This is a genomic window from Magnetospirillum sp. SS-4, from assembly GCF_902729425.1.
Classification (GTDB): domain Bacteria; phylum Pseudomonadota; class Alphaproteobacteria; order Rhodospirillales; family Magnetospirillaceae; genus Phaeospirillum.
Genome location: NZ_LR746533.1, coordinates 3,005 through 25,222 on the forward strand (window position 1 = coordinate 3,005; position 22,218 = coordinate 25,222).

Below are 22,218 nucleotides of genomic sequence, written 5' to 3' on the forward strand. Positions count from 1 at the left end.
CCGATCACCGAGGCGATCACGCCGACCATCACCGCCGCGGACGAGATGGCGTCCGACCGGTTGTCCCAGGCATTGGCGATGATGGCCGGGCTGTTGTTCTCGTTGCCCACGCAAATCTGGTAGCGATACATCAGCTCGTTGACGATCACCGTCACCGACGCCCCGACCGCCGCGAAGATGCTCGGCGCCTCGTAGGTTCCCGAGATCAGCTTCATCACCGAGCCGTACATCAGGAAGCTGGCGCCGATCAGCAGCAGCGAGCCCACGATGGACGACGAGATGTACTGGATATTGCCGTAGCCGAACGGATAGCGCTCGTCCGCCGGTTTGTTCGAAATCCTCAAGCTGAGTTGGGTCACCCCGCTGGCAACCACGTCAGCCCCCGAATGCAGCGAATCCGCCACCAGCGCCACGCTGCCGCTCATCAGCCCGAGGACCCCCTTGAACAGGGTCATGCAGATGTCGGCGGTAAAGGCCCACCACACCACTTCCTCGCGGCAATCCCTGCAATTTTCGAACTTCATCGGTTCATGTAATCCACAAGATTGGAGCCCAGGATACGATAATTATCGCCCACCTTCTTCGCCTTGATCGTCCCAGAACGAATCAGGCCCAGCACCTCGAGACGGTCCATCCCCAGCAATTGCGAGGCTTCCGCGCTGCTGTAGATCCGGTGCGGCAAAATCTCCTCGCCGAAGATCTTGTCCACCAGCACCATGGCGCCCTGCACGAAGGTCACCAGCGCACTTCCCTTGATCACCGCCGTCCAGATCATTTCTTGACGTCCTGCGCATGGTTGAGGGGCAACAGTTCCTGGAACAGCTGCGGCGTGATAATCGGCGTGTCCCCCGCCGGCTTCTCCTGGAAATACTCCGCCCGCTTGAAGCCGGTGATGAAGGCCAGATAGTTCCACGGCCACTTGGTGATCTCGATGTTATAGGCCGAGGCAGCCCCGTTGTAATCCTCCCGCCGCGCCGCGATCCGGTCTTCCATCTCCACCAGCGACGTCATCATGTGCTTGTAGGTGTCCACCGACTGGATGGTCGGATACTGCTCCACCACCGCCATCAGGCGACCCAGCGCGTTGCCGAAGCCGCCATCCGCCCCCAGCAGCGCCTTGCCGCCCCCCGCATCGCCCAGAAGCTTGCCGATCCCGCCCTGCTTCATCAACTGTTCCAGCGCCGAACCGACAGGACCGCCCTTCCCCGCCTCGACCGCCTCGGTCCGCTTGTCCGACGTGTGCGAGAAGATCGAGTGCTCCAGCGCCGCGTGGTTCAGCGTCAGCTTCACCAGATTGCCGAACAAATTGTCCCGGCGCTGGGTCATGACCTCGTAATTCGAACGCTTCGCCTGCGCCTCCTCCGACATCGTCACAAACGAGTTGTAGCGCATCAGCAAGGTCGTGATGAACGCAACAACCGACAAAACCGAAATGACCATCAGAACGTGCACCGGGCCACGCCCCAAACGACGCGGCGCCTCCTCGATCACGTACAACTGGGCAAGCAGCTCCTCCGACTGCTTCACCCGTTGCAGCGCGCTGAACTCGACCTCCGGGGCCGAACCCACATTCGCATCGCCTAATGCCATATCCGTCTCACCATCCGCGTCATGTGGAGGATAATCCCCTCATAGGGCCTCAGATAGAGGCCCCCTCGTCAAGTTCATTCGCCTTCTTGAAATGCGGCAAGGCTTCCTCATGGCGGCCCATCTGCTCATAACTGAAGGCGATGGCGCGATGCACCTTGCCTTCATTGGGACGCAGACCCAGCGCGATCTTGAAGCTGTCGATGGCTTCGTCGAAGCGGCCGAGATTGTCCAGGGCCACGCCCAGACGGAAGCGGACGTTGAAATTGACGGGATTGGCCTCGGCCACCTTGACCAGCAGCGGAGCGGCCAAGTCGTATTTTTGCACCTGCACGTAAGTCAGGCCGAGAACAGTCGCCACCTTGATGTTATCGGGCGCATCGGTCAGGGAGCGCTCGAGCAGTTCGATGCCGCGATCGACGGCGCCGGTCTTCACGTAGGCGATCCCCAGGTGCAGGGCCACATCCACATCGAAGGCGTCGGCGTCGTAGACCTGCTCCAGCAGCATGACTGCCTGGGAATAGCGACCGGCCTTGGCATGGGAGATGCCCTTGTCGCGGTAATAGACCAGACGGATGTCATCATTGACGGAAAAGGCGGCGCGGAAGGCGTCGACCATGTTCGTTCCGAGCTTCTTCGCCACCGAAAGGCCGTAGTGGGCGTAAAGAGTGACCTCGTCAAGGATATCCGACGGCTTGCTAGACATACTGTTCTCCAAAATCCTAATCAGGTGGCTCTGATCACTTTATGACGTGGCAGGCTTCGCACGGCCCACGCACTTCGTGGGGACTGACGGCCCGGGCGACCATCTCACGCGTGATCGGCGGCGGGGGCAGGCTTATCAGATCCGGATCGGGGGTCAACTCGAACCCTTGGCCGATGGGGTGGCAGTCGGTGCAGGCGCCGCGATAGCCGTGCGGACGGGGGTCGCCCGCCTGGATCATGGGCGCGCCTTCCAACTGGGCGAATCCCAAGCCGCCCTCGGCCTCACGCAGGACAATGGTCAGCTTGCGCAGTACCGGGGCACCCGGCCGGCTGTCCTTGCGAAGCACGCTGATCCGCGCCTCAGAGCGGTTTGCCACAATCCGGCTCGCCGCCTTGAAGCTCTCCATGTCGGTCACCGGGGTGTCGTCGATCCTGACGACGATATCGCCGGCCAGAAGCCCGGAAAACGCCGCGTTCAGCGTGACCTCGCCCAGCAGAACTCCCTGCAGGCCACGTGGGTAGTTCAGCTTTCGGGCCAATTCCTCGGTCATCAGGCGGCCGTCCATGCCCTGCCAATGCCCTTCGAACACCTTCAGCTTGCGCGGAACGAAATTGGGCAGCGGCGCTTCCATCGTCGCCGAGGCCCCCCCCGCCGCGGCGGGATCGGGCTCCATCGGCATGGCCACATTGGTCGCCTGGGGATTGATGGTCTGGGGAAAGGCCACCGGCGCCGCGACCATCGCCTGGGACTGCGCATTCATGGCCTGAGGCGCGACCGCCCCCTGCCGCCCGATAACGAGCGCCAGGACGATGACGAGCCCCGCAACCAGAAGCGCGACCTTGCTATTCATGTCCGGCCAATCCCAACACCATGATCATCACACCGAGGTCAGCATCTTAAGAGCGATGGCTGCCATGGTCGCCGCATAGACGCCCTTCAGCACCCGCACCGGCAAGACCCGCATCAGACGCGCACCGACGATGCCGCCGACATAGGCGCCGGGAATCATCACCAGGGCCAGCGTCACCGGCGCTTCCCAGTGGATCAGTCCCGTGCTGGCCCCGTGGAAGAAGGCCACCACCGAACCGGCCACCGAGGCCCAGAAGACCAGAACCGAACTGTTGGCGATGGCGTTCTGCAGGCTGATGCGCCCCACATAACGCTGCAACGGAACCTCGATAACGCCGCCGCTGATGCCGAGAATTCCGCTGAACAGCCCCATGGGCAGCCCCAGCACCGCCGAACGGACGGGTCCTTCCGACAGGGCGACGCCGCCGGCCTTGGGCCTAGCAGCGCCGTCGGCCATGGCCATCAGCTCGTCCATCTCGTCTTCGGCCCCGGCAGCGGAAATGGCCTCGGCCGTTTCCTCGCCGGCATTGGGCTGAAGAATTTCCACGACCGCCTTGCCCGCCATGATCAGGGCGAACAGGCCCAGCAGAACGCCCACCACCGAATCGCCGATGGCGTTGCCGATGAAATAGCCCAGAATCACGCCGCCGACGCCCCAGGGAATCAGCGGCTTGACCTTGTCCCACTGGACCAGTTGGGCCTTGTCGTTGCGCAAGGAGGCGGCGCCGTACACCACCACGTTGGTCAGAAAGACTACCGGGCGGATCAGATACATGCCATAGCCGAAGAAGACCATCATGCCGGCGACCTGGAGCACCCCGCCGCCCATGGTCATCATGCCGCCGGTGACGCCGGCGGCCAGGGCGAGCATCACCAAGCCGAGGATGTCGGCGATGGAATATCCGCCGATCTTGGCGCCTCCCACATGGTCCGTGTCGATGAAGGGCATGCCCGAGGGAATCGAGGGCGCGGCACGGCCCTGCACCGCGTTGCCCTGGACGACGTTCATGCCCATCCCCGGAATGGCGGTCGGTCCCCCGACCACAGCCCGGGCCTTGGACCACCAGTTGGAGGACCCGGCGGCGACCGTCTGGGTCTGAGCCTGGCCGGAAACGGCGGGAGCGGTGGCACCCGTCTTGAAGCGAACGACGTCCTGAAGATGGGACACGATCACCTGGGCCGGGACCGTGAAGCCTTCCACCCTGCCGGTCGGGCCGGTGGCGGCGATATTGATGCCCACCAGATCGCCCTGGGCATTGACCAGCGGGCCGCCGGTCTGTTCCCAGCTATAGACCGCGTCCGAGCGCAGCAGATGGGTGATCCGGGTGGTTCCCACCGCCAGCGGCGCATCCGCCGACTGCACCAGACCCTGGCGCACCAGCGGCGCCCCCGCCATGTTGCGGCCGAAGGCGAACACCTGCTGGCCCGGCACCACCGTCTGGACGTCGGCCATGCGGAAATGCAGGAATTTCTCGGTGGTCTGCATCTTCAGCAGCGCCAGATCATGCCCGGGAATAGTCTTCACCACCTGGGCCGGAAAGCGCCGGATTCCTCCCGTCGTCGCCACCTGGACCGAAATCTCCGGCAGATTGGATACCGAATGCAAGGTGGTGATCACATAACCGTTGGCCCCCACGATGGCCCCCGAGGCAACCGGACCGGCATTGACCCCGCCGCCGCCGACCCCGACCACCGCAGGGGGAACCGTGTGATACAGCCGCTGCACATGCGGCATGGCGATGTTGCGCACCAGGAACTGACCCACCGACAGATCGTCGGCCCCATGGAAATTATCGTCCTCGTCGTAATGGTCCAGGAGGTAGATCCCCCAGGCGAAGGTCACGAAGATCAAGAAGGCCAGGATCGAGACAGGCGTCTTCCACGACCGTTCGCAAAAGACGATCTTGTTGGTGGGCAGATCGCCCATGGTTTCGCCGACTTCAATCATGGCTGTGTTCCAAGCTCATTCGGGTTCCTGTCGTCATCTCTCATCCCGCGAGAACCGCGATATAGACGGTCCCCAACACCAAGAAGAGTCCCATCAGCGGCATGCCCCAGCGGACATATTCCCGGTGGGTGAATTGCAGACCGGCGGCGGCTGCGGATGCCAGTTCCGGATGCCGCTTCACGAAGCCGGAATATTGAGTCATGGCCAGGGATCCCGCGGTGGCGCCCGGCAGCGCCGCCACCGACCCCGCCATGATGCCCAGCGCCAGCGCCCACCAGGCCGCCTGACCGTCCCCGTCCAGGCGCAGCGTCGCCGCCAACGGGGCGAAGACCGCCGCCGATGTGCCACCGCCCACGAAAATGGTGACGGCGGCGGCCATCCACATCAGCAAGATGGCGCGGACGCGGTCATGGGCGGCGGTGATTCCTTCGAGCCAGTTCACCGCCCAGTCGAGAATCCCCACCGAGGTCAAGCCCCCCACCATCACGAACAGGCCGCCGTAGAACAAGATGTCGGTGCCACCGCAGGCCGAGAAAAACTCGTCGTCCTTGAAGCGCCCAAGTCCCAGCGCTGTCACCCCGGCGACAAAGGCGATCCAGCCCGGCCGCACCTTCAGCGGCCCCGCCAGGATCAAACCGGCGACGGTGACGCCGAAAATGATCAGTCCATAGCGCAAAAGCCGGCTGTCGATGGCGCGGTGGCGCAACGCCTCCCCTTGGACCCAGACCGGATCCACCGGAATTTCCGCGCCTTTCCAATCGCCCAGACGCCGCTCGAAGAAGACCAGCATCACCGCCAGCAAGATCAGGCAGATGGGCATCATCCCGGCGATGAAATCGTTGAAGTGAAGCTTGCCCGCCGAGGCCAGAATCATGTTAGGGAAGTCGCCGATCATGGTCGAGGCCCCGCCCAGATTGGCGGCGACGATCTCGGCGATGATGACCGGCACGGGGTCGATGCCGGTGCGAAAGCACACGGTCAAGGTCACCGGAACCACCACAGCCACCGTCACCAAGGAATTGCTGGCCAGCGAAATCCCGTAGGTCACCAGCGCCATCATCACCAAGATCCAGCGCCCTTGGCCCTGTGACAGTTCCGCCGTTCCCGCCGCCAGATAGGCATAGACGCCGGAGCGGGCCAGGAGGGCGGAAATGGCCGCCATGCCGAAGATCAGGGCCAGGGTCTCGAAATAGACGGACCGCAGCGCCATGATCGGCGTGTAGGTGCCGCTGACCGTTCCGATCACCACCAATGCCGCCGCCCCGGCCAGAACGGCCAGATGGCTACCCTCCGCCCACCGATAGATGACGGCGAACGTCGCGACAAATACGGCAAGGGTGAGAAAACCGATCACCTAATTATCCACCTTCGACAACATGACTTCATCGTAAGTCAGCGGCTCTTCCGAGAAGGTCGGCCTGCTGGTATCTCCGGCTTCCCGCGCCTCAGCGCTGACATGAAGCGATTCGATGCGGCGCATCTTGCCGCAGACCGCGGCTTGAACCGCCTCGCAAATCTCGTGGGCCTGCTCCACCGTGTACTCGGGGTCGACGCCGATGATCATGTCGGCCCAGATATCCTGCCCCACATAGCGGGCGCGCAGATGGATCACGCCGCGCACGCCGGGGACCCGCTCCGCCGTATCGACGATGCGGTTCTGCACCGCCTCGCCCGCGGTATGGTCCATCAGGCCGCGATAGGCATCCATGAAGACGACCTTGCCCAGCAGCAGCAGGTCGATGGTTTCCCACAGGGCGACCGCCGGATCGATCCACGGCATGTTGAGGTAATGGGCGCCGATGATACCCAGCGCCACGGCCCCCGAAGCGGTGGCGTCGCCATGGTGATGCTTGGCCATGGTCTTGATGATGGGACTGTTGGTCTCGATGGCGACGCAGCGGGAGTAGAAATACATGGCCACATTGACGCCGACGGAAACCAGCGCCGCCCACAGCACGATCAGATGCGGGGTGCGGTGCATGCTTTCATCCAGCAAAATCTGGACGGCGTGGACCAGCAGATAGCCGGTCAGCCCGATGAAAACGACGCTGACCACCATGGACAGGATGAATTCGACCTTGCCATGGCCATAGGGATGTTCCGCATCAAGGGGCTTGCTCGAGATGGTGGTCCCGATCACCACCATCAACGCATTCAGCATGTCCTTCAGCGAATACATGGCGTCGGCGAGCATGGCCTGCGACCCGCCGATCAGGCCGACGAACGCCTTCATGACCATGAGCACGGTGTTCACGGCCAGGCCGACCCAACCGATGCTCCTGCTGCAGACCGTGCAACCGCTCTTCCTCATCCTTACTCACTCCAAAGCCCCGTCCCCGCCTTCAACTCAAGCAAAGGGATTCAGCGCTTGATGACGATGCTCTTTCCCGGCGCCTTCTGCTTACGCTGCTTCATGACGTTTACCATCACAGAGATGATGCCGATGGCGAAACCGAGAAAAAACGTTATGCCCAGAACAACGAAATGCGGCGCAATCATCGCCAGTGGTCCCAGGCGGGTTTCGACCATATGCGCGTTGGACGACGCCAACAGCACGATCAACCCGCCGAACACCAACGATCCGATCAATCTTACCATGCCACTGTCCTAGATTGCCGCGTATCCCCGTCCCGCATATCGAACTCTCCCCCCGTCACGAGCCGGAGACGTCTCCAAGCTGACGCCAATACTGCGGCGGAAGCTCTTCCGCCAAACGGAGGGCACCCCGGCAGCCGTCGAAAGTGGGATCCTTCACGCAGGTCACTTCCGCATCACCGAAGGGGCGCAGTTTCTCCCTGACGTACGGCGCCAATCCACGAATGCGCGAGCCGCCACCGGCGAACACAATGTTTTGCAGCACGGACGCCTGATATTCGGGCTGGAAGGAGCGCAGCAGCGTCTCGATGCTTTCGATGATATCGGGCATCAGCGCCTCGCAGGCGACCTTCACCGGTTCGGTCACATTGACGCGCACGGGCTTGCCGGCGGCGCGGAACTCGAACGAGGCAACCTCCGTCGGCGTACCAACGAAGGAGAACTGCTCTTTCACCGCGCAAGCGACATTCACGTTCATCTGTAATTCAGGATGACGTTCCAGGATGGCGTTCTGGAGCCGTTCGTCCACGTAATTGCCGGCCTTGGTCAGGGTGACCTGATCCTCGGGTCCGGGAACGGTGCCCTTCAGGGCGCAGATATCCGTGGTTCCGGCACCGATATCGACGATGATGGTGTTGATCAGCTTGTCCAGGCCGTAGCCGACCATGAACGGCTCGGACACCACCAGGGCGGTATGGACCACTTCCTGGGCCATCTTGAGCAGCAGCGCCTTGTTCGCTGCCGATGCCCGTGCCGGCACTCCGATGACGGCGCAGATCTCGTCATTGGGGGCGGGATCGGCGGACTTCACCACATGGGTCAGCAGATGGCGCGCCACCTCAATGTCGCGGTCACTGATCTCGCTGAGCACGCCATCCTGGAGCGGATAGCGGACATCCAGGTAGGAGCGCATCTCAAAGGCTTCGTCACCGACCACATAGGGGCGGCCGAGCAACTTCAGACCGATGACATCCTTCGGGTATCCAACCACCGACTTCAGCAGGAACTTCTTGCCCCGGCTCGACATCACCGCGGTATGGGAAGTCCCAAGGTCGATGCCAAGAAACAATCTGTTCTTGGCTTGGCCTTCACCTTCACTCATTTTTGTCACTCCGTTCGCGTGCTAAATAACCAATTCACGGCTGCCGACTATTTTTCTTGTCCCCCGAATCGCATTGCGATGTGGAGCAAGTTCCGCAACTCCCTTCCGCGGCCCCCGTTAACCGGCGCGTACCGGCGGCGACGTTGTTCCCGATGACGCGCCCCCCCCTGACCACACCGCCAATGAGCTCGGCACCAAGACTGAGGACACTACGCACAGCCGAACCGCCGATCCCGAAAATTCCACCGAGAAGGTCTTCGACGGGAACGTCCTGAACCGTGGCGGCCTTCTTTCTGACCGGCGGAGCCTTCCTCTTCTTTACGGGCTCTCGGACGGGCTTGGCCGCTGGGGCAACGGAAGGGGAAGAGGGCAAAACCGGGGCCATGGCCGCAGCCGCCTGCATCAGTTCGGCAAGACCGAAATTGGTCGCCGGGGCGGGAACCGCCACCGCGTCCTCGATGCTTTTGGCCACCGGCTCGGAAACAGCCGCCTCATGAACCAATTCGGGCTCGGCCACCGGAAGCTCGGGCTCCGGCTCGGCTTCGGCCACAACCTCCACCGGCACGACTTCGGGCTCGGGCTCGGCCACCGGAAGCTCGGGCTCCGGCTCGGCTTCGGCCACAACCTCCACCGGCACGACTTCGGGCTCGGGCTCGGCCACCGGAAGCTCGGGCTCCGGCTCGGCTTCGGCCACAACCTCCACCGGCACGACTTCGGGCTCGGGCTCGGCCACCGGAAGCTCGGGCTCCGGCTCGGCTTCGGTGGTCTGGATCGGCTGAACCTCGATCACCAGATCGGAGACGGACACCGTGATATCCGAAGTGATCGGCTGGGACGCCTCCAACTCGATGACGAAATTGCTCTCCGAGGCTTCGGCCTCCTCGACGCGGCTAGGCGTCCGCCATATCGGTTGAGACCAGCGGCTGACCAGATCGCCAACCGAGGCTGACTCCGCAGGCCGGGCGAGTGCGGGGGGGGGCTGGGCAGCTTCGACCCGGCCGCCATGATTGGCCGACCAGGGCGAACTTTCCAGCAAACTGACCCAAATGTCGCCTTGCGGCGCCGGCGCTGGCTGTGCTGCCAAGGTCGGCGAGGGATAGACCGTCACCGAGACGATCTCCGGCTCCGACGGCATTCGGCCGCCCGACAGCAGGTCCTCGTCCTGGCTTCCGTCACCCTTGCCGCGATCCCGCCGGTTAGTCGCCATTATCCCGCTCCACCATCAAAGGACAATCCAGAATTCTTGGCCACTGCGGTTGACCTTCAGCAAAATCTGCTGCCCGGCGTTCGTCGCGCCCTTGATGGCTGCGTCGAGACGAGCCGGACCGGCGACCGGCCGATTGTTGACCTCGAGGATGAGGTCATTGGCCTGAAGCCCCGCGACGGCTGCCCTTGAACCGGCCAGAACCTCGGCGACCATGGCTCCCTTGGCCCCGGGGACCGGAACCGCTCCCGGCACGCCGGTGATCGGACGTGGAGCCTGGAAGGCTTCGATCTCCATGCCCAGCCAGTTGAACTCGGTCGGAGGCTTGGGCATGACGCCCGGACCACCGGAAGCCGCGGCTACGCCGGGGGCCAAGCCGCCCATGGGGGCCTGTGTCACGTCGGCCGCAGCCGGAGCCTGGACCGCCGCGGCGGTCAGACCGGCAGGGCCCGCGATCAGTGTCATGTTGCGCACGTCGCCATCCCGCAAGACGCCAAGGCGCACCGAACGGCCACTATGCATCTCGGCCATAATGGCCGAGACCTCCTCCGGCAGGCGGACGGGACGACCATCCACCTTGAGCAGGACGTCGCCGGGTCGCAGTCCCGCCGTCGCCGCCGGGGTATTGGGAGTGACGCCGGAGATGAATACTCCGCGTCCGGCCGGCACGCCGGTTTGCCCCCCTAGGCGCTGCGACATGGGAGTAAGAGCGGCCCCCAGTAGCGTGACCCGTCTGGTTCCGGCGGCGGCCGGCTGTCCGCCGCGTGGCCCCTGGATATTGATGGCTAGGCTTCCCGGCGGCTGCGCGAAGCGGTAAGCCCCCCCGCCGGGTCCCGGAGCGGCGATGGGCGCGGCACCACCCAGCATCTGATGGCAATTTGCGCAGTTCATGTTCTGGCGGCCATCGGTATGGGGCGAGACGGCGCCCATGGGGATCGGCGGCGGCGGAATCGGGGCGGCGATGGGCATCATCGGCGCCTGCCGCCCGTTTCCGGCCGGAATCAGATCGTGGCAGGTGGTGCAATCCATGTTCTGCCGGCCATCGGCGTGGGGCGCCGGAGTCCCGACGAGAATGGCCGGACCCGCCGCGCCCACGCCACCGCCCATGGGACGCTGCATGGCCACTAGGCCCATGGACGCCCCCTCGGCGGTGGAGGTCGGCAACCAGCCCACTTCATCCAGGATGAACAGGCGGGCCTGATTGCTGGGCACGGCGAATCCGATTCCGGCAAAGGCGCCGTTGGGGGTGTAGATGGCGGTATTGATGCCGACCACCGTCCCGTTGGAAATCACCAGCGGACCGCCCGAATTGCCCTGATTGATGGCTGCGTCGGTCTGCAGCAGATTGGAATGGGTGACGCCCTCGATCACGATGGACTTGCGCTTGGCGGAGATGATGCCGCGGCTGACGGTCATGTCCAGACCGAAGGGAGTCCCGATGGCGATCACTTCGTCGGCGACCCGCACGGCGTCGCTGTCGCCCAGAACGGCGGCGGTCAACGGCGTCTTGGGGGCAACCTTCAGCAGGGCGAGATCCAGAGCCTCGTCCATCTTGATGATTTCGGCGGAATAGCGGGTCGAACCCACGTCGTCCTGCACGGTGACGAACACCGAATTGGCGCCGCGCACCACATGATAGTTGGTGACGATGAAGCCGTCGTTGCGGACGATCACGCCGGTGCCGATATTTTCCACCGACCGGGTGGCGGGATTGGCGAAACGGGGCAGCCCGTCGGGATTGGCTAGACCCAGGGGGTCGGGCATGGCCTGCCCGTTGGCCGAAGACGCGGTGACGGCGACGACGCTGTTGCGCAGCAAGGTGACGACGCTGGAGAACGGCCCCCCGGCCCCAACGGGAGCCGGTCCGAAATCCACCATGGGAGGCATGGTCGCGATGGCGCCGGCGGCCGAGGGTGGCGCCACGCGGGCACCGGCCGGAACCGACATGGCCGGATTGGCGGCGGCCGACGGCCCGCCCTGCTGTACCGGAACATTGACGGCAGGGCCGGTGCCCCGCCCCATCTGCTCCAGCATGGCGCCGAGACGAAGACCGCCCGAGGACTGCCGGTAAATGAAGGCGCCAAACAGGACGACCAGGGCGACCACGCCCATGAGCATCAGATAGCGCTTCAGATCCTTGCCGCAGGAAGCATCGCCGCGCCCGCCGTCTTCTACGTCACCATTGAACATGGCCATCAACCATCGATGTCAGGGTCTGAAGCGGCCCCTTTGTTGGAACGAGGCAACCGCACGGATTGCACCCCGGCGGCCAGCGCGACCAAGCCAAAGACGATCAGGGCCACCGGCACCGCTCCGCGCAGAAACTCGGTCACCGACCACCACCATGCCGTCACCCCCAGCAATCCGAGGGCAAGCGCCAGCAGTCCGAAAATCACGCTTGGCATAAACGTTACTCCAGTCTTGATGCAGAGCGAATGGCGCTACGCCACCCCGTCGTCCCCTGGGGCGTCGCCCCCGCCCACGTCACGAACCTCGCGTTTCAGCAGGCGCAGTGCATACGCCGATATAATCAAATTTCCAACACCCGTAAAGACAAAAGGCGCAGGCGGGCCAATATAATCAAATAAAAACCCACCGACCTGAACAAAGAAAATAACACCAATACACCCAATAACATTGAATGCGCCAAGCACAGACCCAAGCAAATCCCTAGGCGCGAAATCAACGGTTAATATTTGTGGCGCCACAAAACAACCCGCCTGCCCGGACGCAATCAACAGGATGGGTAGTACGATAAACCAGTCGAACGGATTGATGATGAAACCCAGCATTATGAATCCCAAGGCGGACAGCACCATCCCCAGCAGAACCGCCTGAATGCGGCCAAAACGCTCGATAAAAGACCGCCAGACCGGAATCGAGAGCATGACCACCGCCCCCATCAGCCCGATCAGCATTCCGGCCCGCGCCGCCGCCTCGGCCTGCCCGACCTTGATCAGATCGGCGAAGTAAATAAACCACAGCATGAGGAAGAGCCCGACGAACACCATGTCGCTGCGGGCGAACAGAGAACTGGCGAAAGCCAAGCGCAAGCGGGGCTCCGCCTTCACCAAGCTCCAGACCGCCCGCCAGGGAACCGAGGTTTCTTGCGTGCGCGGAGCGACATCCACCAGGAATTTTCCCGCCAGCCAGGCACCGGCCAGGGAGACGGCCGCCGTCAGCAGCATAGTCACGGCGATGCCCGCATGGGGCGGAATCTGCATCAAAATGGCGTAGACCAGCGTCACCCCGAAGGCCATCATGAACGCGGTGTTGGACATCAGGCGCGCCCGGTTGCCGTCGTCGCTGAAATCCCCGGCCAAGGCCGACAGTTGCGGCCACACCGCGCCGCTACCCGCCGACATGATGACCCGCGAAACGTAATAAACGACCAGCGCCCCGATGGAGGCGCCGCCGATCCAGGGGCTGAGCGGCGCGATCACCGCGCCGACGGCGGCGACCAGAAAACCGGCCACGATGATCCTGACCCGTCCGATCCGATCCGACAGGTAGCCGAGATAGGCGAAGATGAAGAGATCCAGAACCTCGGTCACCACCTGCACATTGGCATTGACGGCGCCGGCTGTTTCAAAGGAGATATTAAGAACGTTTCGCAGAAACAGCGGCTGAATAGCAACCACCAGGGTCATGAAAACCATGCACAACGCCGACAGCAAATAAAGGGCGTTGTGCTGGCGCACTTCAACATCTGCCGCGGCTGTTTCCACTCGAGACACCCGTCACCTCCGATTCGGTCGGACTATAACAGCGAGTCGGGGGCGGTTGACAACACATAAACACAGGGTTCATACGAAGGTACCCCGCAATCCGCCGCCTTCAGCGGATTCCGTGCACATGCTCGAAACAAAAAGTCACGATTTCCTGCCGCCGCCCTCGGATTCGGATCAGATGCTCTTTTCACAGGAAGATAACGATAATCGAACGCAACATGCCGGACTTTCCCGCATGCGGACTTACGCTACGGCTTTGCTTGCCTTGATCTCCGCTGTGTTCGCATTTTCCGTCTGGGGGGGGGGGACTTGGCCGTGGCTGGCGCCGGTGCGGGCCTTCGCCGAAGCCGCCCTGGTCGGCGGCATCGCCGACTGGTTCGCGGTCACCGCCCTGTTTCGCCATCCATTCGGGCTTCCCATCCCCCACACCGCCGTCATTCCCCGCAATCACGGCCGGATCGCCGCCGCCATCGGCCGGTTCGTCGCCGACAACCTGCTGGCGTCGCAGGCGCTGGCCCAGCGGCTGGAGGAACTAGATGCCGCCGGACGGCTGGGGCGCTGGCTGGCCCAGCCGGAGACGGCGACCATGATCGCCGCCCGGATCGCCGGATCGCTTCCCCCCATCGTCGACACAATCGGCCAGCAAAGGTGGCGGAGCGCCATCGGCGGCGGCCTGCGCAAAGTGGTGGATACCGCCATCACCGCCCCGCGCATGGCCGACATTCTATCCTACATGGTGGGGCGCGGCTATCACCACGCCGTCTTGGATCATCTGGTGACCGAGGCCCGCTCCTTCGTCGCCCAAAACCGGTCCTTCATTCGCGCCAAGGTCGCAAAGGAATGTCCGGAATGGCTGCCGCTGTGGGTAGAGACCCAGATTGCCCAGGGCGTCGCCCACGGCATCGACGGGTCACTGGAGGAATTGACCGCCCATGACCATCCCTGGCGGCTGAAATTCGAACTCTTCGTGCGCGAAACCATCGACGGCATGGCCAACGCACCGCATTTCGCCCAGCGGATCGAGGAGGTCAAAATGCAGGTTCTCGACGACCCTGCCCTGGAGACCTATCTCCTTCAGCTGGGAAGCCACGCCTACGACCATCTGATGGAGGAGGCCGAGACCATGGAGCGGCTCATTGAAAACGCCCTGCGCGAGATCGGCCAACGGCTGGAGCACGACACCGCCATGCGGGCGACCCTGAACCGCTGGCTCCGCAACGCCACCGAAGCCTTGCTGGTGCCCCGGCGCGAGTTGATCGGCTCGTTGATCACCGATCTGGTCATGCGCTGGCGTACCCCGTTCCTGATCGAGAAGCTCGAAAGCCATGTCGGCAAGGATCTTCAGTATATCCGCATCAACGGCACCGTGGTCGGCGGCCTGGTGGGATTGGCCATCTACACGGTCACGACACTGGCTCAGCGCTAGATTCGACGGCATCGGACGGGGCCTCCGCAGGCGGCTGCGCAATCTCGGAGACGTGCGGACTGTCAGGCTTGTGGGCCGGGCGAGTCCATTGGATGGTGGCCCCAGCGGCGCAGGCCGAACAACAGGGCGTCCATGCCTCCGAGGTTGCGCCACAGGAGTCGCATACCCAGGCGGGCGCCGGCGGGGCTTCGCGTTCGCGACGGCGCCAAATTTCCGCCCGTTCCGATCCGCCGGGCTCCTTGTCCTCGATCTCGGCCATGAGTCGACATCCCAGCGCATCGGGCGCGATCTTCAGCGCCGCCATGAGATGACGACGGGCGACGCCCCATTTGGCGGCGGAAACAGCCGCCTCCCCGGCGGCAAGGTGGCCGTCGGGATCATGGGGAGCCAGTTCCGCCAGTGCCTCGAACCGCTTCAGCCGGCCGTTCGCATCCTCGTCACGCCATAACGGGGCGCAGGCCTCCAGCAGAATCCGGGCGGGAGCGTTCCGCCAAGCGGCAGCCAAAACCGCCTCGGCCTCGGCCCGGCGCTCATTGGACACCTCTAGCCGAACCACATGCAGGGCGGCAGGAAGAAAGCTCGGATCAGCGGCCATGGCCTCACGCGCCAGCAGCAAGGGTCGGGCAGGATCATCGGAGGACTCGCGGCAGGCTTGCCCTTCCAACACCACCGCCCGCCAGCGCGCTGCCAGGAAGGGCGACAGCCGCCCGGCGGAAACGGCGGCTTCGATGCATGCCTGGGCCGCCTCCCACTCCCCGTCTCGGAGTTTAGCGGCGAAAGCGGCGGCATCCTCGGCGTTGGGCACGGCGGGAACGACGGGGGCCTCGACGACAGCGGCAGGAGCGGGCGGCGGCGAAGCCTTGACAGGCGGCGGCGGCTTCCTTTCGACGGCCGGCGGTGCGAGCGGCTTCTTCGCGAACAATCGTCCCTTGGTCGGCGCGGGCCTGGACGTTGCGACCGATGGCACGGCCTGGCGCGGCATCAACCGGTCCAGGCGAGCGGCAAGCTCGGGACTGTCCAGCAACCGGGCCGCCTCGGCGCCAAGGCGGCGGCCGTCACCGACGTCGCCGCTTTCGGCCGCGTCCAACGCCGCCAAAAGGGCGAGCATGCCCTTTTCCCGCCCCCGGACCTGCCGGGACTTGCCCAGTTTGGCGGGCAGATCGGCCACCAGCGCCGATAGCCTCGCCAAGCCGGAAAACACCATAAATACAACCAAAAGAATGCCAAGAAGCATGGGGACATTGGTGTCCACATGCCAGCCCAGCCATTCCACCTGCACCGTCCCGGCATTATCCGAGAACCACAAGGTGGCCAGCACCACCGGCGACATGAAGATCAAAAGGACGATGAGGCGCAACAGCATGGTCACTCGTCCCGGGACGCGGCGACGGTCATGACCGTCGCCGACAGTTCAGACAACACCGCGTCCACGGTCAGACGCAATTCCGCCGCGTCCAGCCAGGGCTGGATCGCCACCATGCCGGGACCTTCGGCGTGGCGCAGTACCGTGACCGCCCCGGCCAGATCGCCGCCCGCCAGCAGCCGGGAGGCGCTGTTCAAGGCCCCGTCGAGGCCTTCATTGCTGCTTTCCGCCCGCCGGACCACCACCGCCGATCCCAGCCAATGCCGGATATTGGGAGGAATCCAGCCGGTTTCGGCGGCGGCGGCGAGCCTGCGCGCCGAAGCCGCCGTCATGCGGAAGCTCTCGGCCAGGGCCACGCGCGAGACGATCCCGGTCCCCGCCCCCATGGTCAGCGGCGCCAGCTTGTCGGCGCCGTTTTTCTCGGCCAGGGCCATGGCGGCCTTCAACTGGGCGGGATAGGGCGTGCCCCGATCCACCGCTTCCCGCAGTTGTCCCAGCGCCGCCAGGAACAGGGGCGCGCGATCGCGGCGCTCGGCGATGCGGCGAAAGGCGGCTTCCGCCTTTTCCACCGCGCTGGACAGCTTGGTGGCGCCCCCTTCGTCGGCCGCCAGCTTGCGGACGACGTCCAGATCACCCTTGATGGCGGCGATCTCGGCGGACAGACGCGCCAGTTGCGCCTGATCGGCGGCGGGAACGGCCGCCTCCTTGCGCGGTTCCTGCTCCGCCTTGCGGGCCATGGCCTCAACCATGACCAGCCGCTGCTCGGCTTGCGCCAGCCGCATGGCCAAAGGCCCCAGGGATGCCTCCAGCATCTCCACCCGCTCGTCCAGGCTGGCCGGTCGCGGCGCGGCGGCCATGGAGCCGACCTCGCCGCCCAGCCATGTGGCCCAGGGGCCGGGAAGATTTCCAAGACGCGGCGCCAGCCAGGGCCAGGCCAGCACGCCGCCCACCAGGATTACGGCCAGATACAGAACCACCACCTGACTGCCGCCGTCCCGACGTCGCCCGGGACGGCTTTTGCCGGAAGGCTGTCCCTTTTCGTTGCTATCCATGAGGCTCCGCTTCCACTGGCTTCGCTGCCGCCGACCGGGCAGGCAGAACCCGCTGGCGCGATCTTCATGATCGCCAGCCTTTTTGGCAAGCCATTAATAAGTGCCGCAAGCGGCCGCGGGGCGGCCCGCCGATCCCCGGACGGGGGTCCCCAAAGCGAAACATCCCGACGACCGCCACAGCGAGACGTCGGGATGCGCGGCTTCGAGTCCGAAGATCAGATCCGGTCGGCGACCCAGCTGACCAGGGGCAGCTTCCACGCCCGCTGGAACACCACCGAGACGAGCCCGAGCAGGGAGAACACCAGAACTCCCATGGACGAAAAACCGAAAATCCACTTCCCCAGAACAGGAACATGCAGCGCGAACAGCGCCAACACGCCCCACATCCAGATCACCAGCCCCTGCTTGGCGTGGAAGTAGACGAACTCGTCATCCCGGTCCACCAGAAGCGGCACGAAGCACAAGACGCTGAGATAGGACAGCGCCGCCATGACCGTCGTGCGGGCACCGAGCGTACTGCGAAGGATAGCTTCAGTCATTCCCCCCTCCTCCTGGTTCAGGCCAGTGCGTCGCGCAGTTCGACTTCTTCGTCGCTCTGCGCGGCTTCGATATCCCGGCTCTTCATATACGCGTAAACCGCCCCGGCGCCAACGACACCGAGAATGATCGGCCCCCAGGCGCCCAAGCCCAGACCCAGGCCGAGACCCAGGCCCTTGCCGGTCCAGATGGTTCCGCCCACGACCTTGGCGCCGGCCGCGGCCTTGCCCGCGCCGAGGGCGACCTTGGTCCCTGCGCCCTGCGCCGCGGCGACATTGGCCGGAGCCGCCGGAGCGGCAACGGCGGCTGCGGCCTTGCCCGCGCCCGCCTTGGTGGCGGCGGTGCCGGTCTTGGCGGCGGCGCCGGCCTTGCCCGCGCCCGCCTTGGCGGCGGCGCCCTCGCGCTCCATCTCGCCCACGGCGGCGGCGGCGGCCTTGGTTCCGGCCGGGGTCCCTGCGGGGCAAATAACTCCGTTGGCGATCTGAGCTGGCACCTCGGTTCTCCTCACAATCAAGCAGCGCAGGACTGAAAACGCAGCCCCCGTCAGACAAGCGATGTGAATAACATGAGATCAGGGCAGAGGACAACACGTTACGAGAACGAATTCTCAAATAATGGAGAAGTTGCGACCGACTATTATTTTCTTTTGCCGAGGGAAGCCGCGAATCAGTCGCACTTTCCGGCCCTTGGATTCTTGCAGCACCCGCCGCCGCAACCGAGGCTGCCGCCATTGCCCCGGTAAAAACGCCGGGTCGCCCAGGCCCCGGCCAAAACCACCACGGCAAGCACGGCGGTCACATCCCAAAGATCAATCATGGCAACACCTCATGATCATAGTGACTTCGGACTGCCACAACGGGCGAGGCCCCGTCAACATCCAAAGGGAACGCGGCTTCAGGGCATGCGGCGCAAGAACCAATCCGCCGTGAACGCCGCGATCACCCGAAAGATCAGCAGGCCGGGACCGGCAAACAGCCCCTCACGCAATGCACCTGCAAATCACTCTCACAAAACAATTCGACATAATCTGCATAGCCGCCCTCCAGCCCTAGATCATACGCCCCAAAGAGAAGTTGAGACAAATTATCAGCGCATTTTTTGTTTGCTTGGGCTCTTGTTTCAATTACCCTATCGGCGCTGCATATAGGAAATTCGGAGTGTAGAGTCATGGCCGCTCAGGTTGGAGGGCAGATTTTGGCGGGTGCCACCGCCCCCGCGAAGGTTTCGGCCGCCGCGGGGGTCGGAGCCGGCGGAGCCGCCCTCGGCGTTGGAAGCGGCATCATCGCCTCTCCGGTTGGAACCGCCGCCGTCGGCAACACCCTGCTGACCGGCAAGGGGGTCTGCCTCGGGCTCGGCCTGGGACTTGGAGCCTGGGGCCCCGTACTTTTCGGCATCGCCGGGCTGGCGGGCGCCGCCTATCTGGTCGGCAAACTGAAGAACTGCAAGGCGGAGGTTGATGCCACCGCCGATGCGACTTGAACGAGGGCATGACAATGGCTGAGGCAATCTTGATCGAAACCGAAAACGCCCCTTGCGGCTGCCGCTCCTATCTGATGGCGGGCCTGAGCTATCTGGGCATCCTCTGCTTCGTCCCGCTGCTGATGAGCCGGGACGACGAATATGTGTACTTCCACGCCAAGCAGGGCCTTGTCCTGTGGATGTGGAGCGTCCTGGCCATGTTCGCCCTGCACCTTCCGCTGATCGGCAAGTGGCTGTTCGGCTTCTCGTCCATGGGCGTGCTGGTGCTGTCGGTCGCGGGTCTGGCCTCGGTGGCGCTGCGCCGCACCTGGCGTCTGCCGCTGATCAACTATTTCGTCGCACTCGTCTGATCGCAAACCATTGGACGGGCCCGGCCTGCACCGCGGTGCCAGATCGGGTCCATCCGCCTTGACGCCGCCACCGGCTTCAGGCGCTTAGCGGCATTCTCGCCGCCGTAAAGAAAGGCAGACACGATGCAGGACCTTCTCCTGGCCAAGGTTGAAAGCGCCATGCAGGCGGCCCAGGTTTCCGCCCTCGCCGGTCAGACCGCGACGGTGACCAAGGTGTCGGCCGCCACCAATCTCGCCACCATTACCCCCACCGCCGCCGGACAGGCGCCGATCGTCGTCAAGCTGGACGCGGCCCGACAGGTGGCTGAATTGCAGGCTCTGGTCGGCAAGACGGTGGTTGTCGGCAAGACCCCCACCACCATCGGCGGCATCGGCAACTGGATCGCTCTGACCCCGGTCACCGGCGCCAAAACCGCCGCCGCCGTCACCGGCGCCGGGCAACTGGTGATGATGAAGGTGGAGGGGGGCGGCGCGGCGGCTCAGATTCCCGCCCTGGCCGGCAAGACCTTCACCATCGCCCAGCCCCCCGTCGCCGCCGGAACCAAGGCGGCCGGCCTGCTGTATCTCAACCCGGTCGGCGGCGGCGATCTGGTCGCCATCAACGTCCAGAACGCAGTGACACAGACCGGCGGTCTGGTGGGCAAGACCTTCGTCGTCGCCCCCAGCCCCGTCATTGGTGGCACCACCGGCAAGTTTCTGGTGCTGAAGCCCCTGGCGGCCGGAGCGGGCAAGGCCGCCGGCGGCAGCGCCATTGCCGCCAAGTTCATTCCGGCCGCCGTCACCGGCACCGGCGGAGCCGCCGCCGTGGGCGCCGGGTCGGCCGCATCGCTGCTGGCCGCCGGCGCCAATACCGTCACCCCCATCACCGCCGCCGGCACCGGCAGCGCCATGCTGTCGGCCAAGGGCCTGGGCCTGGGCCTGGGACTCGGCGCCTGGGGACCGTTCATCCTGGGCGCCGCCGGACTGGTCGGAGCCGCCGCCCTCTATGCCTGGGCGCGGCGCCGCCATGGCACTCCCGACCTGTCCGATGACGCGCTTTTGGCAGCGGCCGGGCAGGAATGAGACCGACATTCAAACCATAAGGACCATCGTAATGCCCTTTCACCTTGCCCCCTATCTGGCGAAATCCGTTCCCGGCATCGGCGTTCTCGGCGCCCTGGTCGGTGGCGCCGCCGCCCTGGCCAAGAATGCCCGCCTCCTGAAGGAAAAGCGCATCACCAACACCGAAGCGGCCATCGATACCGGCAAGGAAACCATCGGTGCCGGTCTGGCCACCGCGCTTTCCGCCGTGGCCGCGACCGCCGTCGGCGGTGGCCTGGCCGTGTCGCTGGGCACCGCCCTGGTGGCCGGCGTCGCCGCCAAATATGCCTGGGATCGCGGTGTTGAACTGGTCGAGAAGGAACTGAACCGCGGCAAGGCTGCGGACGGGGGAGCCGACGAAGACATCTTGCGGGAAGAACTGGCCTGATGAAACCCGTTCCGACCGGCCTCCTGTCGAGGGGGCATGGTCGGAACGATCAGCCTTCCCCGAGATGGACCTTGCGCATCCCCATGACGCAAAACCGCCGGTGCCGAGCCAACGCGCCGGCATCCCGCATGATGCTTTCGCACTCGGGACAGCAGATAAGCCTGACCGAGGTGTCACGCCCGCTCCGCCGGTCGGCGGCTTTTGATTGCGCATCTCCGCTGGACTGCGGTTGGCGACGATCATTGATTTCGCGCAACGTCATGAGCACCGACGCAACGACCGCCTGTTTCTGCGTTATGGCCCGACTGTCGCCGCCCGGCCATGCCAGCGCGATTTTTTCCGCGAGTCGGGCCAGATCATCGTCACGCATGGCGTGGCAAACGAGACGATCGTGGCCTATGCCTCAAGACTGCTGACGGGCTCATCAAGCGTCCCGGCGAATCTGCGGCAGAGATAGACGCAGCCCAATGCCGCCACGGCGAGTACGGAGAGAACCCCCCAGCCCAGCCCGGCACTGACACCGATCACCACAGCCTTTCCAGCCGTCGGCGCCATTGCCAACGCCTTTGCCCCCCCAACGTTCGTAGCGAACATTACCCTCTCCCACAATACCCATATCCTCGACGGGTGATTGCCCCACCTTATTACACGTTGGGGGGGGGGGGGGTGGCAAGTAAAAGATGTTGATAGTGAAACATAGTATTATTCAAATACATTGCTTTCGCAATGCTTTGTTCTGTTTACAACCCATATATAAAATTTATACATGGCAACATCAAGGGCAAATCCCGGCCAATTTGAACCACGCCATTGCCGAGGCA

The 22,218-nt window shown here is 64.4% G+C and carries 25 protein-coding genes; 5 read left to right on the forward strand and 20 right to left on the reverse strand.

Annotated elements, in window-relative coordinates; translation table 11 throughout:
* The 14 genes from MTBSS4_RS21820 to mamH all read right to left on the reverse strand — a co-directional run.
* The coding region (locus MTBSS4_RS21820; RefSeq protein ID WP_173985513.1) for a cation diffusion facilitator family transporter at nucleotides 1-524 on the reverse strand (524 nt) is incomplete at its 3' end.
* A complete protein-coding gene (mamR, locus tag MTBSS4_RS21825; RefSeq protein WP_008622632.1) occupies nucleotides 521-775 on the reverse strand; it encodes a magnetosome protein MamR in 255 nt (84 codons plus the stop codon). The genes MTBSS4_RS21820 and mamR, both read right to left, overlap by 4 nt.
* Nucleotides 772-1,590: a magnetosome protein MamQ gene (gene mamQ, locus MTBSS4_RS21830; RefSeq protein WP_173985491.1), complete on the reverse strand. Its 819-nt coding sequence runs from the start codon at nucleotides 1,588-1,590 to the stop codon at nucleotides 772-774. Before mamQ ends, mamR begins: the two co-directional genes overlap by 4 nt.
* 49 nt (nucleotides 1,591-1,639) lie before the next feature.
* The gene (gene mamA, locus MTBSS4_RS21835) at nucleotides 1,640-2,293 is read right to left on the reverse strand and encodes a magnetosome protein MamA (RefSeq protein ID WP_254432711.1); all 654 of its coding nucleotides are present in this window, start codon (nucleotides 2,291-2,293) and stop codon (nucleotides 1,640-1,642) included.
* A 34-nt stretch (nucleotides 2,294-2,327) separates the two neighbouring features.
* The gene (gene mamP, locus MTBSS4_RS21840; protein WP_173985493.1) at nucleotides 2,328-3,143 is read right to left on the reverse strand and encodes a magnetosome magnetite formation protein MamP; all 816 of its coding nucleotides are present in this window, start codon (nucleotides 3,141-3,143) and stop codon (nucleotides 2,328-2,330) included.
* 27 nt (nucleotides 3,144-3,170) lie between these two features.
* Nucleotides 3,171-5,090, reverse strand: a complete 1,920-nt coding sequence (gene mamO / locus MTBSS4_RS21845) for a magnetosome protein MamO (protein ID WP_173985494.1) — start codon at nucleotides 5,088-5,090, stop codon at nucleotides 3,171-3,173.
* Nucleotides 5,091-5,130: 40 nt separating this feature from the next.
* Complete coding sequence (gene mamN, locus MTBSS4_RS21850) at nucleotides 5,131-6,444, reverse strand: magnetosome biogenesis transporter MamN (RefSeq protein WP_173985495.1); 1,314 nt, start codon at nucleotides 6,442-6,444, stop codon at nucleotides 5,131-5,133.
* Nucleotides 6,445-7,401, reverse strand: a complete 957-nt coding sequence (gene mamM / locus MTBSS4_RS21855) for a magnetosome biogenesis CDF transporter MamM (protein ID WP_173985496.1) — start codon at nucleotides 7,399-7,401, stop codon at nucleotides 6,445-6,447. It abuts the gene before it with no gap.
* Between the two features lie 50 nt (nucleotides 7,402-7,451).
* Entirely contained in the window at nucleotides 7,452-7,688 is a 237-nt protein-coding gene (gene mamL / locus MTBSS4_RS21860) for a magnetosome protein MamL (protein ID WP_173985497.1), read from the reverse strand.
* Nucleotides 7,689-7,743: 55 nt separating this feature from the next.
* On the reverse strand, nucleotides 7,744-8,787 hold the full coding sequence (gene mamK / locus MTBSS4_RS21865; protein WP_173985498.1) for a MamK family actin-like protein: 1,044 nt from the start codon (nucleotides 8,785-8,787) through the stop codon (nucleotides 7,744-7,746).
* 34 nt (nucleotides 8,788-8,821) lie between these two features.
* The gene (gene mamJ / locus MTBSS4_RS21870; RefSeq protein ID WP_173985499.1) at nucleotides 8,822-9,994 is read right to left on the reverse strand and encodes a magnetosome protein MamJ; all 1,173 of its coding nucleotides are present in this window, start codon (nucleotides 9,992-9,994) and stop codon (nucleotides 8,822-8,824) included.
* Between the two features lie 15 nt (nucleotides 9,995-10,009).
* Nucleotides 10,010-12,187 (reverse strand): magnetosome formation protease MamE, encoded by a 2,178-nt coding sequence (gene mamE / locus MTBSS4_RS21875; RefSeq protein ID WP_173985500.1) that lies wholly within the window; start codon nucleotides 12,185-12,187, stop codon nucleotides 10,010-10,012.
* Complete coding sequence (gene mamI / locus MTBSS4_RS21880; RefSeq protein WP_173985501.1) at nucleotides 12,187-12,396, reverse strand: magnetosome protein MamI; 210 nt, start codon at nucleotides 12,394-12,396, stop codon at nucleotides 12,187-12,189. The genes mamE and mamI overlap by 1 nt, the downstream gene beginning before the upstream one ends.
* A 36-nt stretch (nucleotides 12,397-12,432) precedes the next feature.
* Nucleotides 12,433-13,719 (reverse strand): magnetosome biogenesis transporter MamH, encoded by a 1,287-nt coding sequence (gene mamH / locus MTBSS4_RS21885; RefSeq protein ID WP_254432713.1) that lies wholly within the window; start codon nucleotides 13,717-13,719, stop codon nucleotides 12,433-12,435.
* 280 nt (nucleotides 13,720-13,999) lie between these two features.
* Here mamH and MTBSS4_RS21890 point away from each other — a divergent pair, with 280 nt between their 5' ends.
* Nucleotides 14,000-15,148: a DUF445 domain-containing protein gene (locus MTBSS4_RS21890; protein WP_173985502.1), complete on the forward strand. Its 1,149-nt coding sequence runs from the start codon at nucleotides 14,000-14,002 to the stop codon at nucleotides 15,146-15,148.
* On the opposite strand, the gene MTBSS4_RS21895 is transcribed toward MTBSS4_RS21890, so the two are convergent.
* The 5 genes from MTBSS4_RS21895 to MTBSS4_RS22845 form a co-directional block, all read right to left on the reverse strand.
* The gene (locus MTBSS4_RS21895) at nucleotides 15,126-16,511 is read right to left on the reverse strand and encodes a heme biosynthesis HemY N-terminal domain-containing protein (protein WP_173985503.1); all 1,386 of its coding nucleotides are present in this window, start codon (nucleotides 16,509-16,511) and stop codon (nucleotides 15,126-15,128) included. The two genes, MTBSS4_RS21890 and MTBSS4_RS21895, sit on opposite strands and share 23 nt — an antisense overlap.
* A 2-nt stretch (nucleotides 16,512-16,513) precedes the next feature.
* Nucleotides 16,514-17,563 carry a COG4223 family protein gene (locus tag MTBSS4_RS21900; protein ID WP_173985504.1) on the reverse strand — a complete coding sequence of 350 codons (1,050 nt, stop codon included), beginning with the start codon at nucleotides 17,561-17,563 and terminating at the stop codon, nucleotides 16,514-16,516.
* A 215-nt stretch (nucleotides 17,564-17,778) separates the two neighbouring features.
* Complete coding sequence (gene mmsF / locus MTBSS4_RS21905) at nucleotides 17,779-18,102, reverse strand: magnetosome protein MmsF (RefSeq protein ID WP_173985505.1); 324 nt, start codon at nucleotides 18,100-18,102, stop codon at nucleotides 17,779-17,781.
* Nucleotides 18,103-18,119: 17 nt separating this feature from the next.
* A complete protein-coding gene (gene mms6, locus MTBSS4_RS21910) occupies nucleotides 18,120-18,593 on the reverse strand; it encodes a magnetic particle specific iron-binding protein Mms6 (RefSeq protein ID WP_173985506.1) in 474 nt (157 codons plus the stop codon).
* A 173-nt stretch (nucleotides 18,594-18,766) separates the two neighbouring features.
* Nucleotides 18,767-18,916, reverse strand: coding sequence for a FeoB-associated Cys-rich membrane protein (locus MTBSS4_RS22845; protein ID WP_368667812.1), 150 nt, complete (start codon nucleotides 18,914-18,916; stop codon nucleotides 18,767-18,769).
* Nucleotides 18,917-19,267: 351 nt separating this feature from the next.
* Here MTBSS4_RS22845 and mamG point away from each other — a divergent pair, with 351 nt between their 5' ends.
* The 4 genes from mamG (at nucleotide 19,268) to mamC (ending at nucleotide 21,397) form a co-directional block, all read left to right on the forward strand.
* Nucleotides 19,268-19,579, forward strand: coding sequence for a magnetosome protein MamG (gene mamG / locus MTBSS4_RS21915; protein ID WP_173985507.1), 312 nt, complete (start codon nucleotides 19,268-19,270; stop codon nucleotides 19,577-19,579).
* Between the two features lie 14 nt (nucleotides 19,580-19,593).
* A complete protein-coding gene (gene mamF, locus MTBSS4_RS21920; protein WP_173985508.1) occupies nucleotides 19,594-19,929 on the forward strand; it encodes a magnetosome protein MamF in 336 nt (111 codons plus the stop codon).
* Between the two features lie 123 nt (nucleotides 19,930-20,052).
* Nucleotides 20,053-20,991 carry a magnetosome protein MamD gene (gene mamD / locus MTBSS4_RS21925; RefSeq protein ID WP_173985509.1) on the forward strand — a complete coding sequence of 313 codons (939 nt, stop codon included), beginning with the start codon at nucleotides 20,053-20,055 and terminating at the stop codon, nucleotides 20,989-20,991.
* 31 nt (nucleotides 20,992-21,022) lie between these two features.
* Entirely contained in the window at nucleotides 21,023-21,397 is a 375-nt protein-coding gene (mamC, locus tag MTBSS4_RS21930; RefSeq protein WP_173985510.1) for a magnetosome protein MamC, read from the forward strand.
* A 49-nt stretch (nucleotides 21,398-21,446) separates the two neighbouring features.
* Here the strand turns inward: mamC and MTBSS4_RS21935 are convergent, their stop codons facing one another.
* Nucleotides 21,447-21,767 carry a hypothetical protein gene (locus MTBSS4_RS21935; protein WP_173985511.1) on the reverse strand — a complete coding sequence of 107 codons (321 nt, stop codon included), beginning with the start codon at nucleotides 21,765-21,767 and terminating at the stop codon, nucleotides 21,447-21,449.
* Nucleotides 21,768-22,218 lie beyond the last annotated feature (451 nt).